17 protein-coding genes and 1 tRNA gene are annotated in these 15,403 nt (G+C 57.4%); 7 read left to right on the forward strand and 11 right to left on the reverse strand.

The window, feature by feature from the left end; genetic code table 11:
- Nucleotides 1-167 precede the first annotated feature (167 nt).
- Nucleotides 168-344: a helix-turn-helix transcriptional regulator gene (locus SIB58_RS11120; RefSeq protein WP_074162609.1), complete on the forward strand. Its 177-nt coding sequence runs from the start codon at nucleotides 168-170 to the stop codon at nucleotides 342-344.
- 1 nt (nucleotide 345) lies between these two features.
- On the opposite strand, the gene SIB58_RS11125 is transcribed toward SIB58_RS11120, so the two are convergent.
- From SIB58_RS11125 to hisF, 8 genes are all read right to left on the reverse strand, one after another.
- Nucleotides 346-1,617 (reverse strand): tyrosine-type recombinase/integrase, encoded by a 1,272-nt coding sequence (locus SIB58_RS11125; protein WP_067327251.1) that lies wholly within the window; start codon nucleotides 1,615-1,617, stop codon nucleotides 346-348.
- A 156-nt stretch (nucleotides 1,618-1,773) separates the two neighbouring features.
- A tRNA-Ser gene (locus SIB58_RS11130) sits at nucleotides 1,774-1,860 on the reverse strand.
- 40 nt (nucleotides 1,861-1,900) lie between these two features.
- On the reverse strand, nucleotides 1,901-3,838 hold the full coding sequence (locus tag SIB58_RS11135; protein ID WP_067327233.1) for a ComEC/Rec2 family competence protein: 1,938 nt from the start codon (nucleotides 3,836-3,838) through the stop codon (nucleotides 1,901-1,903).
- A gap of 37 nt (nucleotides 3,839-3,875) precedes the next feature.
- A complete protein-coding gene (gene glyQ, locus SIB58_RS11140) occupies nucleotides 3,876-4,775 on the reverse strand; it encodes a glycine--tRNA ligase subunit alpha (RefSeq protein WP_066907172.1) in 900 nt (299 codons plus the stop codon).
- Nucleotides 4,776-4,828: 53 nt separating this feature from the next.
- Entirely contained in the window at nucleotides 4,829-5,176 is a 348-nt protein-coding gene (locus tag SIB58_RS11145) for a hypothetical protein (RefSeq protein WP_066906811.1), read from the reverse strand.
- Between the two features lie 85 nt (nucleotides 5,177-5,261).
- The gene (gene ubiE / locus SIB58_RS11150; protein WP_067327231.1) at nucleotides 5,262-5,963 is read right to left on the reverse strand and encodes a bifunctional demethylmenaquinone methyltransferase/2-methoxy-6-polyprenyl-1,4-benzoquinol methylase UbiE; all 702 of its coding nucleotides are present in this window, start codon (nucleotides 5,961-5,963) and stop codon (nucleotides 5,262-5,264) included.
- Nucleotides 5,960-6,268, reverse strand: coding sequence for a hypothetical protein (locus tag SIB58_RS11155; protein WP_231884213.1), 309 nt, complete (start codon nucleotides 6,266-6,268; stop codon nucleotides 5,960-5,962). The genes ubiE and SIB58_RS11155 overlap by 4 nt, the downstream gene beginning before the upstream one ends.
- The gene (gene hisF / locus SIB58_RS11160; protein ID WP_066906807.1) at nucleotides 6,265-7,044 is read right to left on the reverse strand and encodes an imidazole glycerol phosphate synthase subunit HisF; all 780 of its coding nucleotides are present in this window, start codon (nucleotides 7,042-7,044) and stop codon (nucleotides 6,265-6,267) included. The genes SIB58_RS11155 and hisF overlap by 4 nt, the downstream gene beginning before the upstream one ends.
- A 77-nt stretch (nucleotides 7,045-7,121) precedes the next feature.
- On the opposite strand from hisF, the gene SIB58_RS11165 reads away from it, so the two are divergent.
- From SIB58_RS11165 to SIB58_RS11175, 3 genes are read left to right on the forward strand one after another with little or no spacing between them, the layout of a single operon-like run.
- Complete coding sequence (locus tag SIB58_RS11165; protein ID WP_066907168.1) at nucleotides 7,122-7,370, forward strand: DUF2862 domain-containing protein; 249 nt, start codon at nucleotides 7,122-7,124, stop codon at nucleotides 7,368-7,370.
- Between the two features lie 11 nt (nucleotides 7,371-7,381).
- On the forward strand, nucleotides 7,382-8,335 hold the full coding sequence (chlG, locus tag SIB58_RS11170) for a chlorophyll synthase ChlG (RefSeq protein ID WP_067327228.1): 954 nt from the start codon (nucleotides 7,382-7,384) through the stop codon (nucleotides 8,333-8,335).
- A complete protein-coding gene (locus SIB58_RS11175) occupies nucleotides 8,332-10,341 on the forward strand; it encodes a transglycosylase domain-containing protein (RefSeq protein ID WP_066906804.1) in 2,010 nt (669 codons plus the stop codon). The genes chlG and SIB58_RS11175 overlap by 4 nt, the downstream gene beginning before the upstream one ends.
- Here SIB58_RS11175 and SIB58_RS11180 read toward each other — a convergent pair.
- Nucleotides 10,319-11,662 carry a 16S rRNA (cytosine(967)-C(5))-methyltransferase gene (locus SIB58_RS11180; protein WP_067327226.1) on the reverse strand — a complete coding sequence of 448 codons (1,344 nt, stop codon included), beginning with the start codon at nucleotides 11,660-11,662 and terminating at the stop codon, nucleotides 10,319-10,321. The genes SIB58_RS11175 and SIB58_RS11180 overlap by 23 nt on opposite strands.
- 305 nt (nucleotides 11,663-11,967) lie before the next feature.
- On the opposite strand from SIB58_RS11180, the gene SIB58_RS11185 reads away from it, so the two are divergent.
- Nucleotides 11,968-12,747 carry a phycobilisome rod-core linker polypeptide gene (locus SIB58_RS11185; protein ID WP_066906800.1) on the forward strand — a complete coding sequence of 260 codons (780 nt, stop codon included), beginning with the start codon at nucleotides 11,968-11,970 and terminating at the stop codon, nucleotides 12,745-12,747.
- Here SIB58_RS11185 and SIB58_RS11190 read toward each other — a convergent pair.
- Nucleotides 12,726-13,088, reverse strand: coding sequence for an MGMT family protein (locus SIB58_RS11190; RefSeq protein WP_066906797.1), 363 nt, complete (start codon nucleotides 13,086-13,088; stop codon nucleotides 12,726-12,728). The genes SIB58_RS11185 and SIB58_RS11190 overlap by 22 nt on opposite strands.
- A gap of 128 nt (nucleotides 13,089-13,216) precedes the next feature.
- Between SIB58_RS11190 and SIB58_RS11195 the strand changes: the two genes are divergently transcribed.
- Nucleotides 13,217-14,245: a hypothetical protein gene (locus SIB58_RS11195; protein ID WP_156486764.1), complete on the forward strand. Its 1,029-nt coding sequence runs from the start codon at nucleotides 13,217-13,219 to the stop codon at nucleotides 14,243-14,245.
- Nucleotides 14,246-14,300: 55 nt separating this feature from the next.
- Here the strand turns inward: SIB58_RS11195 and SIB58_RS11200 are convergent, their stop codons facing one another.
- On the reverse strand, nucleotides 14,301-14,696 hold the full coding sequence (locus SIB58_RS11200) for a glycine zipper 2TM domain-containing protein (RefSeq protein ID WP_231857038.1): 396 nt from the start codon (nucleotides 14,694-14,696) through the stop codon (nucleotides 14,301-14,303).
- Between the two features lie 163 nt (nucleotides 14,697-14,859).
- On the opposite strand from SIB58_RS11200, the gene SIB58_RS11205 reads away from it, so the two are divergent.
- The gene (locus tag SIB58_RS11205) at nucleotides 14,860-15,399 is read left to right on the forward strand and encodes a hypothetical protein (protein ID WP_066906786.1); all 540 of its coding nucleotides are present in this window, start codon (nucleotides 14,860-14,862) and stop codon (nucleotides 15,397-15,399) included.
- Nucleotides 15,400-15,403 lie beyond the last annotated feature (4 nt).

Raw genomic sequence — 15,403 nt, forward strand, 5'->3', positions numbered from 1 at the left:
AAAATCTCAACCCTCACAGACTCATAAGGAACATGCAAAAAGTCAACATCACTTGCCAGACAAAATCCAGACAAAACAAAGACAACAATGTCTGGCAACTGTCTGGTTCATAAGCCGCACAGCTTCTTCTGTAGTGGCAACATGAAAAAGCATTTGATCTCAGCCACATGGATTCTCAAAAGTTTCTCCGTCTGTCCGAGGTGAAATCAATGACCGGGCTCTCTAAATCAACCATTTATCAATGGATGTCTCAAAGTAAATTTCCAAAACAAATCCCGCTTACGAGTCGACTTGTTGTTTGGCAACTAACAGCAATTCAAGATTGGATGCGGAAGCAAATTTAATTCAAAGAACCAACCCTTGATCGACAAGAGCAGAGCACCAAGCCTCCATAAATGTTCGCCGCTCCTGCAAAAACTGACTTCTGTCATAAGCCTGACGAACTTTGTCTCCTATGACGTGATCCATTTGTCTCTGGATGACCTCATGAGAAAAGCCAAGAACTTCTTGACCAACCGTCAACGGTATAGAGCGAACCCCATGGGCCGTCATTAAACCCTTGTACCCAAGCTTGATAAAATGTTGATTAATAGAAGAAGGATTCATAGGCCCGTTTGATCGAATCGAATGAAATACAAATTCCTGATTACCCGTATATTTTTTGAGCGTTAACAGATTTGTCTTAATCTCTTCTGTCAAAGGGACGGCATGTTCCCGCCCACTCTTCATACGGTCTGCAGGAATAACCCAAAGATCTTGTTCTTCATCAAGTTCAGACCAACGCATCGGAACTAATGACCCCACACGTAGGAAGGTCATGAACGCCATCTTCACCGCACAGATGGTGACTGGGATTGCTTTGGGTTCATTGTGTTCAAGTCGGTCAAAGAACTCGGGCAGCTGCTCCCATCGCAACGTTGGATGAGGCTTGCTCTTGTGCTTGGAGCGAACTCCCCGACTTCCAAGAGCAGGGTTTTGATTACGGTCCATCCAGCCCTGCTCAATGGCATAGGCAAAAAGCAAGCGCATCACCAGCAAACATTTATCTGATTGATAAGCAGACCCCCGATCAACGATGGACTGCTTCAAATCGAGGACGACCTGCCTGCCGTTTCGACCATCTCGTTGAACACTGTCCCAAGTCAGTGACTTCACGGGTGTGTCAGGACCCAGGATCGGGAGCACCTGATTGAAGAGCATGTTGCGGTAATCCACCTTGGTGCTCTCTCGATTGGTGCTGTGAGCCAGATAAGCCTCAGCCACCTCAACCAACGTCGGCCCCTCAAGCTTCGGAACAAGTGCAGCCTTCTGCTCCCGCTTGAGATCTCTTGGATCACGTCTTTGCTCATGGGACCAGACCCTGATGCGCTGCCACTCATCTCTGGCTTCCTTCAGGCTCCATTGCCCAGGCCCTCGGCCATAGACCCCAATGCGGACCTCTACTTGTTTGCCATCCCGACCAGGGGGAAACCGAGTGCGACCGACAAAAGACTTCCCTCCTCCTTTGGTGAGAGATTCGATCACCACGAATAAAGCGTGGCCAGCAGAAATATTCTGGCGCTTATCAACAGCACGGATGGCCTTGAGCTGCGTGTCAGAGAGCAGGTTTTGAGCCATTCCCACAACACCATTTATTTCCCACAACACATCCCACAACACATATCGAGGACGTCGGTGGTACTCCCTGCCCTTTGGTGGACTACGCAATCGCTTAAAACCACTCCCCAGCAGGGGATGTGAGACCTCAAGGGACTAAGCGGGACTTTCTGAGAACGGAGAGGGTGGGATTCGAACCCACGAGGGTGTTACCCCTACACGATTTCGAGTCGTGCGCATTCAACCGGGCTCTGCCACCTCTCCAAGCACTTAAAGCGCAGGACCACTTTAGTAGGCAGCCTTCTCACACCCTGGGCACTGAGCCCGATTGGGGCTGAAGGTCGCTGCGGCGCAGTCGTTCGACTCGGCTCCCGAAGCGAACATCCAGAAGGCGGCCATGGTACTTAGGGACACCAACACTCAGTCCATCACTCTGCAAACGCTGTCCTGCTGACAGGGGCAACCGTCCTCTCTGTTCTTCCTGCAGTGTGCGCGCCAAGGCGTTCCAACACGCTTGCTGATCTGTACCGACAGGATCGAGAACCGCCACCCAGTCCAACCGCTGATGACCGAGCCCATGACTCAGTCGTGTCGCGATTCGGCAACTGAGCTCATCGCCATGGCTGCTCAACATGGCCGCCCGTCCTCGGTGGCGCAACAACAACCACTGGCGCCCCCACTGCTCCACACGGATCAAGTCATCCCGAAACTGAACGCGAGCCTGCAAACCCACCACCAAAAGAAGCAACGGCAGCGAGAGGCAGCGCAAGTTCTGTGAAGAGGGCAACAACCAAAGGAGCAAGCCCAACGAAAACGCCAGCACCAACAAAGGATGCACCGGCCCTGTGAGCAGCTGAGCCCATGGCCACTGACTGATCCAGTGCACCAAGCTGATCAGAAGCCAACTCAGCTGCTGCACCGGCCAGATCAACAAGGGCAGCAGAGCAGAGGCCAGCGCCGCCGGCAGCAGCAGAACCATCAGAGCCAGAGCCATGGCGGCGAGGGTGAGGGGGGCCAGCAAGGGCGCTGCCAGCAGATTGCTGAGCACGGCATACAGCGGTGCTGCGCCGAAATGAAGCAATTGCAGCGGCAGGGTCCAGAACAAGGCAGCAATTGGAATCGAGAGCGCTGGAGCCAATCGGTGCAATGGCCGAGGCAGGTGCTGCGCGATCCACTGCTCCATAGGCCCAGCCGAAATCACCAGGCCAGCCGTTGCCGCTGCACTGAGCTGAAAACCGATGGAACGTGCCCAGGTCGGATGCAGCAGAAGCATCACGACCAATGTGAGCAGGAGCACCCCCAGCGGGCGACTGCGATGTCCGCTCTCACGAATCAGCAGTGCCGCCGCACCCATCAACACCGCACGCACCACGGATGGCTGTGCCCCCGCCAGGGCGAGAAACAGCGCCATGGCTCCACTGCCAGCAGCCAGCCTCAGTCCGCCAGGCCAGGCCCTGGTGCAAGCCAGAGTGCTGCCCAGCAGTACGGAAAGATGAAATCCCGATGCCGCAAGGGCATGCGACAGGCCGGCCATCCGGAAGACATCGCGCAAGCTTTGCGGTAACGGCACCTGGGCACCTCCGAGCACCAGCGCAGCCAGCAAACCACCCTGTTGCTCTCCGGCAACAGCGATCAAACGCTGAGCAATCTTTCGGCGTGCATCGGCCAGAGGGGTCCGGTCCTGCCTCAACACCTGGATGGCATCGGTGCGTACACGACTCCAAGTTCGTTGCAGCGCCAAGCGCTCATCAGCACCGGCCAACAATGGATGCGAGCCAGCTTGAGGTCGTCGCATTTCACCTTGAAGCTCAATCCAGGCTCCTGTCAGCAACGGGGTTGTACAAGAATCAAGAGTCAGCTCCGTTCGCCCTTCACTGAAGTGGCCATTGAGGCTGCTGACCGCCAGCAGAGATCTGCAGCGTCCGTTGTTCACAGCACCGTCAGCCTGGATCCGGCCCACCACGCGCACCGCAAGAGCCTTGCCATCAGGAGGAATGGACAGGCTGGGATCACCAGGCTGCGGCTGGGGCATGGCCCCAGTTCCGCAGCGAACACTGACCATACAGAGCATCAAAGCGAGAACAGCAATCGCCTTGCTCGGTCGACGGCAGACCCGCCCCCAGGCCGCCAGTCCGCAGACCAGAAGGACCACCAGGAGCAACCAATGCATCGAGGAGCGCAGATAGGCCGCGCCAATGCAGGCAGAAAGCAGCAACAACCCGGCACTGAAGACCGGTTTCATTCAGCATGATCGGAGTTGCTGCGAGGGTTCCCCGCAATCAGACAGCGGTGGAGGTTGCAGGGACGGACTGCTGTTCGAGCAAGGGGAATCCCAGCGCTTCACGCTCGGCGAGCCAGGCCTCGGCAACCTTGCGCGCCAGGTTGCGGATGCGGCCGATGGTGGCCGTGCGCTCGGTCACCGAAATCACCCCACGGGCTTCCAGCAGATTGAAGGTGTGGCTGCACTTGAGCACAAAATCCAGGGCCGGAGCAGGCAGGTTCTTCTCAATGAGATCGGCTGCTTCCGCTTCATAGATGGCGAACAACTGCTTGAGACGCTCAGGATTGGAAGCCTCGAAATTGAAATGGCACTGTCCCTTCTCAAAGGGAAGCCAGATATCGCCGTAACTGCGCTCGGCATTCCAGCTCAGATCCCAGATGCTTTCCACGTCCTGCAGGTACATCGCCAAACGCTCAAGCCCATAGGTGATTTCAATCGACACCGGCTTGCAGTCGATGCCGCCGCACTGCTGGAAATAGGTGAACTGGGTCACCTCCATGCCATCAAGCCACACCTCCCAGCCCACGCCCCAGGCACCCAGTGTCGGTGACTCCCAGTTGTCTTCCACGAAGCGGATGTCGTGCTCGGCAGCCTTGATGCCAAGTGCTTCCAACGAGGAGAGATAGGTCTCCTGAATGCCATCCGGTGAAGGCTTGATCAGCACCTGGTACTGAAAATAATGCTGAGCCCGATTGGGATTGTCGCCGTAGCGACCATCGGTGGGGCGGCGACAGGGTTCGGGGTAAGCCACCGCCCAGGGCTCCGGCCCAATCGCTCGCAGCACGGTGTGCGGACTCATCGTTCCTGCGCCTTTTTCCGTGTCGTAGGGCTGCAGCAGCAGACAACCCTGCTCCGACCAGAAACGGTTGAGAGTGCTGATGATGTCCTGAAAATGCATCCGTGCGCTGGAGCCAATCCGATGCATTCTCTCGTCAGAGCCGCCTCGGCAGCTCAGCTCAAGGAAAGGCAGCGGCGCAGATGAGCGATCGCGTGATGCCGATGGGGATGACTGCGACCCGGACCCATGGTGCCCAGCCAGAAACTGCCATCCCCCTGAAACACCAGAACGGGCTTGCTGGCCCCTTTGCCGTGGGTCTCCAGCAGCGACATGCAGAGCTTTTCAGCCACCTCCGCACCTCTGGGCCGAGAACGCAAACGGCGCAGCACAGGATCCACCTGAGAAAAGGAAACGAAGGTGGCCTTCTGTGCGTCGGTGACCAGGATCATCCCGTCCAGCCACTGGACTTCATCCAGCAAATCCTCAATGGAGGACAGCAGAGACGGCAACGGAAAGGCCATGCGTTTCTCCCCCGCTTCTTAATCATTCCTTCATAGTTCATCGGTCTCACTTGTCGCAAGCGAGCTGCGCCGGGGGATTAATCTTTTAGGCCCAAACCGTGAGAAGGCCCATCAGGCCACCTGCCAACGGGCAATGGCAGGCTTCGCGGAAGCCGGCGTCTAGTGCCAGCTGCTGCTGTGCGGGTCCATCGGGGAAACGCATGAGGCTTGCTTCGAGATAGGCGTAGTGCTCGGCAAGGCCCGCCCTAGACGCAACAGGAACTACCACTCTGCGCAGGTAAGTCCGTTGGAACACAGCCGCAGCAGTGCCAGACGGCGGTCGGTTGAAATCCAGCAGACCGGCGCGGCCTCCCTCACGCAACACGCGCCGAAGCTCCCTGAGGCCAGCAGCCGGATCAGCCAGATTGCGCAATCCATAGGCCATCAACGCCCCATCGGCGCAGGCATCCTGCAGTTCCAGATTCAGAGCATCGCCCTGCTGCCAGTGCACCGGCAGCCATGGTTCCCGCGCTGATCGCTGGGCCGCGATCGCCAGAGGAGCAGCCGCCGCATCCACACCAACCACGCCCCCACCAGGTCTCAAACGGCGTGCCAGAGCGAGGGCCAGATCACCCGTTCCGCAACACAGATCCAGCCATTGCTCTCCTGGCCGCGGTGCAAGCTGCAGCACCATCTGTCGCTTCCACTGGCGATGGAGTCCGAAGCTCAGCCAATCGTTCAGCCTGTCGTAGCTGGGCGCAGCCTCGTTAAACAACTGTTCAACAGCTTCTGCATCGCCGGGTTTCAAAGCGGCAGGCCACTAAGCGTCATGACCATCACCGTGGCGATTCCAACTGCGGCAGAACAGACCATGCAGCCAGCCAGCATGAGCGAAAACTCTCCCTGATCCATGGCGGCTTGCATCAACTGAAGAGCCCAGCCCACAAGGGCGATCACCACGAACACAAGCAAAATGCCAAGGGGCAGCACCCAGCTCGAGGGAATCAATGGCTGACCAGAAGAAACCTTCAGTGCCTCAATCGTGGAAAGCGGGAGATGCACTAAGGGAATCCAACCGTGAAGAAAAGTTCCATACACATTAAGAGAAATCAAGCCTCCAAAGGCCGGATCATCAGGCCTCGACTGAGCAAATCCGCCTTAATCGCCTCAACGGTGAGGATTCCGTCATGAAGCAGGGATGCCAGCAGCGCAGCGGATGCCTGGCCTCCATCCGGGCCGGAGTCAAGAGCCGCAGCGATGTGATCAAGACAACCGGCGCCTCCGGAAGCGATCACAGGCACGGGAACGGCCTGTGCGACCGCCCGCGTGAGCTCCAGGTCATAGCCCGCCTGGGTGCCATCACCATCCATGGATGTGAGCAGGATCTCGCCGGCTCCGAGTGCAGCGACCCGCTGTGCCCAGGTGATCACATCCAGGCCGGTGTTCTCACGACCACCCTTCACATACACATCCCATCCGCCTTCATCCCGGCGGCGAGCATCAATGGCAACCACGATGCATTGACAACCAAAGCGATCCGCTCCCTCCTTCACCAGCTCCGGCCTTCGCACTGCTGAGGAGTTGAGGCTGACCTTGTCAGCACCAGCCCGCAGCAGCTCGGTGATGCCCTCCACCGAGGCGATGCCGCCACCAACCGTGAAGGGAATGGTGACCTGATCCGATGTTCTGCGGACCATCTCCACCAGGGTGGCTCGGCCCTCATGACTAGCCGCGATATCCAGAAACACGAGTTCATCCGCACCGGCCTGGCTGTAACGGCAGGCCAACTCGACAGGATCTCCCGCATCGCGAAGTCCCACGAAATTCACCCCCTTCACCACGCGCCCCTTGGCGACATCAAGACAGGGAATCAGGCGCAGGGCGACCATGGCATTCGATACACGGCTGTTAAGGTGCAACGTCTTTCCAAGCCTTGCAGGTCATGCTGGGAAATGCTCTCAATCTGATCAAACGATTAACCGGCTCAGAACCTCTTCCAACACCGAAACTCGAGTCGATTGAGGTCGGAAGCAAAGTTCGCGTAACCCGGGTTCGTGATCGCATTCCTCAGGACATGGTTGACCTGTTGAAAAGTGATGCGTTCGGCACCGTGACTGAATTCCGCACGGTCGACGGAAAAGGCATTGGAGTGGTCGTCGAGCTGAGTGATGGATCCAGCTCCTGGTTCTTTGAAGACGAAATCGTCGCAGCCTGAGGCTTGATTTTGTGAGTGACGCCCGTCAGCTGCTCGGCATGAAAGGTGCCAGCGGCACCACCAACATCTGGAAGCTGCGTCTGCAGCTGATGAAACCGGTCACCTGGATCCCCTTGATCTGGGGCGTTGTCTGCGGTGCAGCCGCGAGCGGGAACTACGAATGGCGGCTTGATCACGTGCTCGCAGCCATCGCCTGCATGGTGATGAGTGGCCCCCTGCTGGCGGGTTACACCCAGACCATCAACGACTACTACGACCGCGAAATCGACGCGATCAACGAGCCTTACCGCCCGATTCCCTCCGGCGCGATTTCCCTCGGACAGGTCAGGCTGCAGATCTGGGTCTTGCTGCTGAGCGGACTGGCCGTGGCCTGGGGGCTCGACCAGTGGGCCAACCATGAAATCCCTGTGCTCTTCCTGCTGGCGATCGGCGGGTCTTTGGTCAGCTACATCTATTCGGCGCCTCCCCTCAAACTCAAACAGAACGGTTGGCTTGGGAACTATGCCCTCGGTGCGAGTTACATCGCCCTTCCCTGGTGGGCAGGCCAGGCGCTGTTCGGTCAGCTCACCTGGGCGACTGCCCTGCTCACCCTGGCCTACAGCCTTGTTGGGCTGGGAATCGCCGTCGTCAACGACTTCAAGAGCGTTGAAGGTGACCGTGCCCTCGGGCTTCAGTCACTTCCGGTCGCATTCGGAATCGGCCCCGCAAGCTGGATCAGCGCTGGAATGATCGATGTTTTTCAGCTGCTGATGGTTGCGGTGCTGATCGCAATCGGGCAGCATTTCGCTGCTGTTCTTCTTGTGCTGCTGATCGTGCCGCAGATCACCTTCCAGGACATCTGGCTGCTGCGTGATCCCGTGGCCTACGACGTGAAATACCAGGCAAGCGCGCAACCCTTTCTGGTGCTTGGAATGCTGGTCACCGCTTTAGCGATTGGTCACAGCCCTCTGACCCAAGTCATGTGATTCGCACCCGTCGTCATTGGATCCTGATCGGCGGTTCAGCCCTCGTGATCGGCAGTGGTGTGGCTCTGGCCCAATCTGCTGTGGTGAGAGCATTCGATGCCACACTCCCGGACGCACGCGGCATCAGCCGTTTCAACAGACCCGGCACCATCACCCTGCTGGCCAGCAACGGAGCGGTGATTCAGAAACTGGGTCCGGCGACCCGCGAGAAGATCCAACCGGGGCAGATGCCTCTGCTCGTGAAGCAGGCGTTCATCGCCGCGGAAGACCGGCGCTTTTATGAGCACAACGGTGTTGATATCTGGGGAATCGGCCGGGCCCTTGTGCGCAACGTGCGCCAGGGAGCGGTACGGGAAGGCGCCAGCACGATCACCCAGCAACTGGCTCGCACGGTGTTCCTCAGCCAGGACCGCACGATCACGCGCAAGCTCAAGGAAGCAGCGCTGGCCTACAAACTCGAACGCCAGCTCAGCAAGGAGCAGATACTCGAGCAATACCTGAACTATGTCTATCTCGGGGCCAGCGCCTACGGGCTGTCCGATGCCGCCTGGGTCTATTACTCCAAAACACCGGATCAACTCAATCTTCAGGAAGCCGCACTGATTGCAGGCCTGCCTCCGGCTCCATCGGTGTATTCACCCCTGGTGAATCCCGAACTGGCCCTGGAGCGGCGAAGCATCGTGCTCAATCGGATGCGACAGGCTGGCTTCATCACCGCAAGTGAAGCCGAACAGGCACGCACCAGCCCGCTCGATCTCAAACCAGCCATTCCCAAATATTTCAACAGCTCAGCGCCTTACTTCACCAGCTGGGTTGCTCAGCAGTTACCGCAGCTGCTCACCCCCGAGCAGATCGAGGTGGGAGGCCTGAAGATCCGCACCAGCCTCAACCTCGACTGGCAGAAGAAAGCCCAGCAAGTGGTCCGCAAGTTTGCCCCGTTCAACACCGAAGGGGTGATCGTGTCGATGGAACCCGGCACTGGCCTGGTGCGGGTGATGGTGGGAGGCAAGAACTTCAGCAGCAGTCAGTTCAACAGAGCAACCCAGGGCCTGCGCTCGCCGGGATCCACCTTCAAGCTGTTTCCCTATGCCGCCGCCATCAGTTCCGGAGTGAAGCCGGAAGACATCTTTGTGGATTCTCCCCGCTGCTGGTCCGGATACTGCCCCAAGAATTTCCGCAATAAATACTTCGGCAATATTTCGCTCGCAGACGCTCTCAAGAATTCTCTGAACACGGTTGCCGTCCAGCTTCAGGACAAGGTCGGCTTCGACGCGATCATCAGCACCGCAAACAAACTGGGCATTGGCAACGAGCGTCCTCTGGGCAAGTACTACCCAATGGCGATCGGCGCCTATGAGCAGACCGTGCTCGACATGACCGCGGCCTATGCCGCAGTGGCCAATCGCGGTGTGTACGTGAAGCCGATGGCCTTCGAAGAGATCCGCGGACCTGAAGACAACGTTCTCTGGAGCAGGCGCATCGATGGTGAGAAGGGCAGTCGGGCACTCGACAGCGAGGTGGCCGATGCCATGAACTGGATGCTGCAACGGGTGGTGACGGGAGGAACGGGTGCTGCAGCCCGCCTCGACGATCGCCCCGTAGCTGGCAAAACCGGAACCTCTGAAGGAGCCAGGGACCTGTGGTTCATCGGCTCCATCCCACAGCTCACCACCGCGGTGTGGTTCGGCTACGACAACAATGCTGAAACCAAAAGCAGCAGCGGCGAGGCTGCCTGGGCCTGGAAGCAATTCATGACTCAGGTCAAAGGCAGCTACAACGTCCAGAACTTCCCTCCCAAACCGGTGCTCAACCGCCCCTTCAAAGGGCCTAAGAAGAAGGGCCGCACCACAGGGGGAGACTCAGCAACCGGTGGCAATGGTGATCAGCCCTTCAGCAGCGGACAACAAACCACACCAGTCGCGCCGGTCGCACCACCCAGGCGCTACATCGCTCCAGATGATGGTCCACCGGTTGATGAGAATTTCAGGCCGCTGCCGGTGCAGTGATCACCGCGGCATAAAAGCCGTCCCCCCCACTGGGATCAGGCCAACGCTGCTGCTCTGATTCGAGCACGAGATCAGGATGGGCCTGCAGCCAGCCATGAACCTGTTCGGTGTTTTCTGAAGGATGAATCGTGCAGGTTGCGTAAACCAGGCGTCCGCCTGGGGCCAGTAGAGATCGCAGGCCATCCAGAAGGACGATCTGCAGTTTCAGCAATTCAGCCACCGACGCCTCGGTCACCCTCCAGCGAGCATCGGGATGGCGCGCCAGGGTTCCCAGGCCGGAACAGGGTGCGTCAACAAGAATCCGATCAAATCGATTCCTCCACTCAGGTCGCTCCTGCCCGAGCTGCGATGCATCGGATGCCAGGGCATGGATGCTGCTGCAGCCCAGCCTTGCGGCATTGGCAGCCACCCGCTGCAAGCGACCGGGTGAACGATCCACAGCCCAGATCTCTCCCTCGTCACCCATCAACTCCGCCAGATGGGTGGCTTTGCCTCCTGGGGCAGCACAGGCGTCCAGCACTCGCTGCCCAGGCCGAGGATCCAGCAGTGGAGCCACCCACTGGGCCGCACGATCCTGGACACACCAATAGCCTTCGCTGAAACCGGGCCACTGGCGCAGATCACCGGATGGTTCCAGCACCTGAAGCCCATGCGGGCAACCTGAGATCGGAGCTGTTGCAATGCTGCGTTCAGCGAACAGTGCTGTCGCCTGATCAGGCGTTGAACGCAGCCGATTCACGCGCAGATCGAGGGGCGGCACCTGATTGAAGGCCCTGGCTACGCGCTCAGCCTGCTCCGAACCACACCACTGAAACAGCCCACGACTGATCCATAACGGCAGCGAATGCTGCTGGGCCAGAGCCGCCGCCGGCTCCTCGGGCAGAGCCAAGCCTTCACCGGCCTCATGGGCTCGCAAGGCTGAACGCAACAGTCCATTCACCACCGGTGCCAAACGTGCCAGCTTGCCCTGCTTGGCCAGTTCCACCGTGGTGTTCACCGCAGCAGAGGCAGGAATGCGCTCCATACGCAGCAACTGGTAGAGGCCGATGTGCAGGAGCCAGCGCAAACGCGGAGGTTGCTTACAGGCCGGAACTTTGCCCAATCGATCCAGCCAGCCATCCAGCCACTGACGCCAGCGAATGGCCCCATAGGACAGCTCCGTGACAAATCCGCGGTCGACAGGAGCCAGAGACCGTCGACGCAGAGCCCTCTCCAGAGCGACATCCGCGTAAGCCCCAGCCGCAACCGCTTCAAGAACGTCCCAGGCGACACGGCGAGAGAGCAAAGCATCTCGGGAAGACGGTTCAGCAGGTTGTGCCATAGATGGGCTTCGCTGGCTTCAATCATCTGCCAGCAACATCCAACATCTCGACTGAAGCGCCAGCAGCCGGACAGGGCTCCTCCTGAGACCGAGCGCTTAAAAGCCAATTCCCAGATCAGACATTCAAAATCGGCTCTGTACCAGAAAGATTGAAAACAGCTTAAAAATGAAACCCAAATTCACCAAAAATGCCGATTTATTTGAACAAAAATCTTGTTTATTTGCGAAAGCATAAGAATCTTTCAATTCAATCTTAGTTCGGCCCAGGACTCTCTTTGATACCAAGGTCATGTCCAAAAATTGCCATGCTTTCGTCCACCTCTGTCGCGACACAATTCGGCGGTGAACGTGCAACAAAGCAGCCCGTAAAACTGCGTTCCGGCTTCGCAGGCTCTGCCGAAGCAGCTGATGTCGACTCAGCGATTCATGAGGCCTACAAGCATGTCTATGGCAATGGACATGTCATGGAGTGTGAGCGCTCAACCTCTCTTGAGGCTGAATTGCGCGATGGAAGGATCACCGTTCAGGAGTTCATCCGTGGCCTGGCCAAGTCGGACTTCTATCGCAAAAACTTTTACGATTCCTGCTCTCCACAGAGAACCATCGAACTGGATTTCAAACATCTGCTGGGCAGACCACCTCATGATCAAAGTGAAGTGTCTGAATGCATTCAGCTCCAGGCTTCACAAGGACATGATGCGCTCGTGGATTCTCTGATTGATTCTGAGGAATACAGCCAAGCCTTCGGAGAGCATGGCGTTCCATTCGTGCGCTCCTGGCAATCCCAGCCTGGATCAGCCCAATCGGCCTTCAACCGAACCGCCGCGGTGTCTCTGGGTTACGCCTACAGCGACAAAGCGATCGGAACAGGCTCCAGACTGGGCAATCAGCTGGCCTCTGGACGCGCCAGCACGATCGCTTTTCCTGCCTCCGCCGCAGCCCAGTGGATGCGGGCCTCCAGCAGCTGGAGAGGCAATCAGCCACCGCGCTGGGCCACCCGGGTTGCAACGGTGTTCGTGATCGCTGGCGTGATCGAAATCACGCGCCTGGTGGTCACCGTCGCCTACAGCGCCCTGAGCAACTGACCCATCTCGGCAATCTGCCCTTCATCAGGTGACCACAGGAACCTTTTGAGGGGCAAGCGGCCTTCCAGATCCACAGGAATTCCCTCGGCGATCAAAAGCTCCCGCTGCATCCAGTCGGATCCCTCGCGACTGAGGCTCATGGAGATACGACCCTGGGCATTGACAACACGCTGCCAAGGAATCTGAGAAGGCAGGCTCAAACGACGCAGAGCCCAACCCACCTGGCGCGCACAGCCATAGGCACCAATACGGTCGGCAACCTGGCCATAGGTGGAGAGATGTCCATGAGGAATTTGCCCAACCATGGCGTAGACACGTTGATCAAAATCGGTGCCTTTCATCACACTTTTGAGATCTTTGATATTACTAAATATCCTCAAAACCCCTTAAGAAGGCTTAGCTGGCCACAATTGCGACATTTCACTCAAGCAACGTGTTAATCCATCTTCTCGCCGGATTGTCATCAGGCTTGACCACAGTTGCCCCTGTTTCGCTCGAATCAATTCCTCAGCGGTTGGATTTTCAACACCAACCTGACAAGCCAATGATGATGAGCGGCTTGGGCCAAGGATGGTGCTGGGCAAACGAAGGTGGAACGATCAAAAAATTAGATACCTTCTGCGGCGGTGGTGGAGAAGGTGCTTCAGACATCAGTTGCACCCCCTTTTATTATCGCCCCTATCAATTCAACTGGGACAAAGGTTTATCGCCGGTCTGTAAAAGCAATAACAACGATCCCTATGACATTGTCAATGGAGCCAAATACAATATGGGAGCCCGAACATGGGCCAGCTTTCCCAAAGAAGGGCGCAAAGATTATTGGGTATTTCATAATTGCGATGGAGCTGGAATTCAACCCGACTGTTTAGGTGATATCAAATACATCGAACGCTTCGATGGGCCACCGACATCTCCCGAATGTGAGAGCAGCGGCTCAAGCAGCCCCCACGGGCGTAATCACTGCACATTCACGCATCCCAATTCTGGAACTACTTTTGGTGTTCAAAGATATTGGGCAGGATGGTATAGCGATGGCAATACGGTCATCAGCGGTGCTGTTTGCGGAGCAGGACCAGAACAAAACCAACGCAAATGGAATAAGAGTGTCTGTCAAAAAATCCAAGACATCCACCAAGTCAATCCATATGCAAACGTGAAAGGCGTACTTAAGACGTTCAACTTCGCACTTTATCCATGGGTTTGCGAAGCAGATTCAAGCATGCCTAACACCAATTTCACCTCGCCAACGATGGATACTTTTGGAGTTAAGAGTGGGTGGAAATGTTATGCCGACAACGAACCTGGCTGCAAAGACGACTGCTGGCCACCTTTTATCGAGATTTACTACGCGGGTCTCTTTGATGAAGGCAATGGCGTCTATGCATTGCGACTGGATAAATGGATGATCAACAACAGCGACACACCGGAATTGATCGGGAAGGGCTATCGCATCTATCCCTGCAACAGCGGCGACCACTGCGAATGGCGAGACTGCTGATTGATCGCTTATCCAGTCAGAAAACTGACAAAACCCTTCCCCCATCCAGCAAAGATCAGCCCCCGTCAACCTGGCAACCAATCAGTGCACCAGCGGCACCACCGACAGGCACACCGATCCAGCGACCGTTGCCACGGGACAGCACGGCGCCGAGACCGGCCCCGAGCAGACCACCGATCACGCTGCCTTCAACGCAACTGTTGGTATCTGTACCTGGTTCGTCCCATGCAGCCCGCTGAGCCACTCCATTCGGTCGATACAGATACTCACGGCTGTTCTCATAGTCACGGCCGCTGCCGTAGGCGCGACGGCCGTAGTCATCGCGGCCGTCGTAGTAGTTACGCCCGTCATCACCGCGATACTCGTGTGCCAGCAGAGGAGTTGCCGTCATGGGCAACAGGGCAGCGAGCGTCAGCAAAGCGGACCAACGCATTGGAACAGGCTTATTCATGAAAACTTCATTCATGGACAACGCCATCCTGTTGAAGCCCACCTCTGAAGAAATGACTGAATATCAGCGACCCTGCATCCAGATATGACTGGGATCAGTCACCTGCAGCGAACAGTCATCACGAACAAGCCATCAGCGTGGGCAAGGCGAAGGGGACGAACACATGAGCAACCAACCCAAAAGCAACCAACCCAAACCCATCACCTATGCGCTGCAGGATTCAGAAATCCTTGAGTTGCTCGCAGCCTTGCCGAACACAACGATGGGACGCCGCTATGGATTCGCCTTCCAGCTGATGGCGACCTATGGCCTCAAAGCGGCTGACCTGCGCTACCTGCAGGTTTGCAGCCAGGAGAGCGAGCTTTGGCTGCGATCCAGACGCCATGGCGCTGAACACAGCGGACGCAGCAACAAGCCCTGCAGACTTAAAGCCTTGAAGGTTGTGAGTGTCGAGGGCATTCCCCAGGACTGGAATCTGGTGCGTCGCGTCGTGCTTGGCGAGCGACTACCCCCCCTGGGCAATGACTCCGAAGCCGACAAGCATCTGGAGCTGTATCTGAACGACAAAGCTGTCTGGCGACAGATTCAGATCAATGCACGGCGAACAGGTCAAAAAGCCATGGTTGACAGCTTCTGTGAGCGCTATGCCTCCTCAGCCCACAACCTTGACCGTGCCATGGGGAATGCTGATGAAGAGTGCTGATCTC

Source organism: Synechococcus sp. MIT S9504 (assembly GCF_047497135.1).
Lineage (GTDB): Bacteria > Cyanobacteriota > Cyanobacteriia > PCC-6307 > Cyanobiaceae > Synechococcus_C.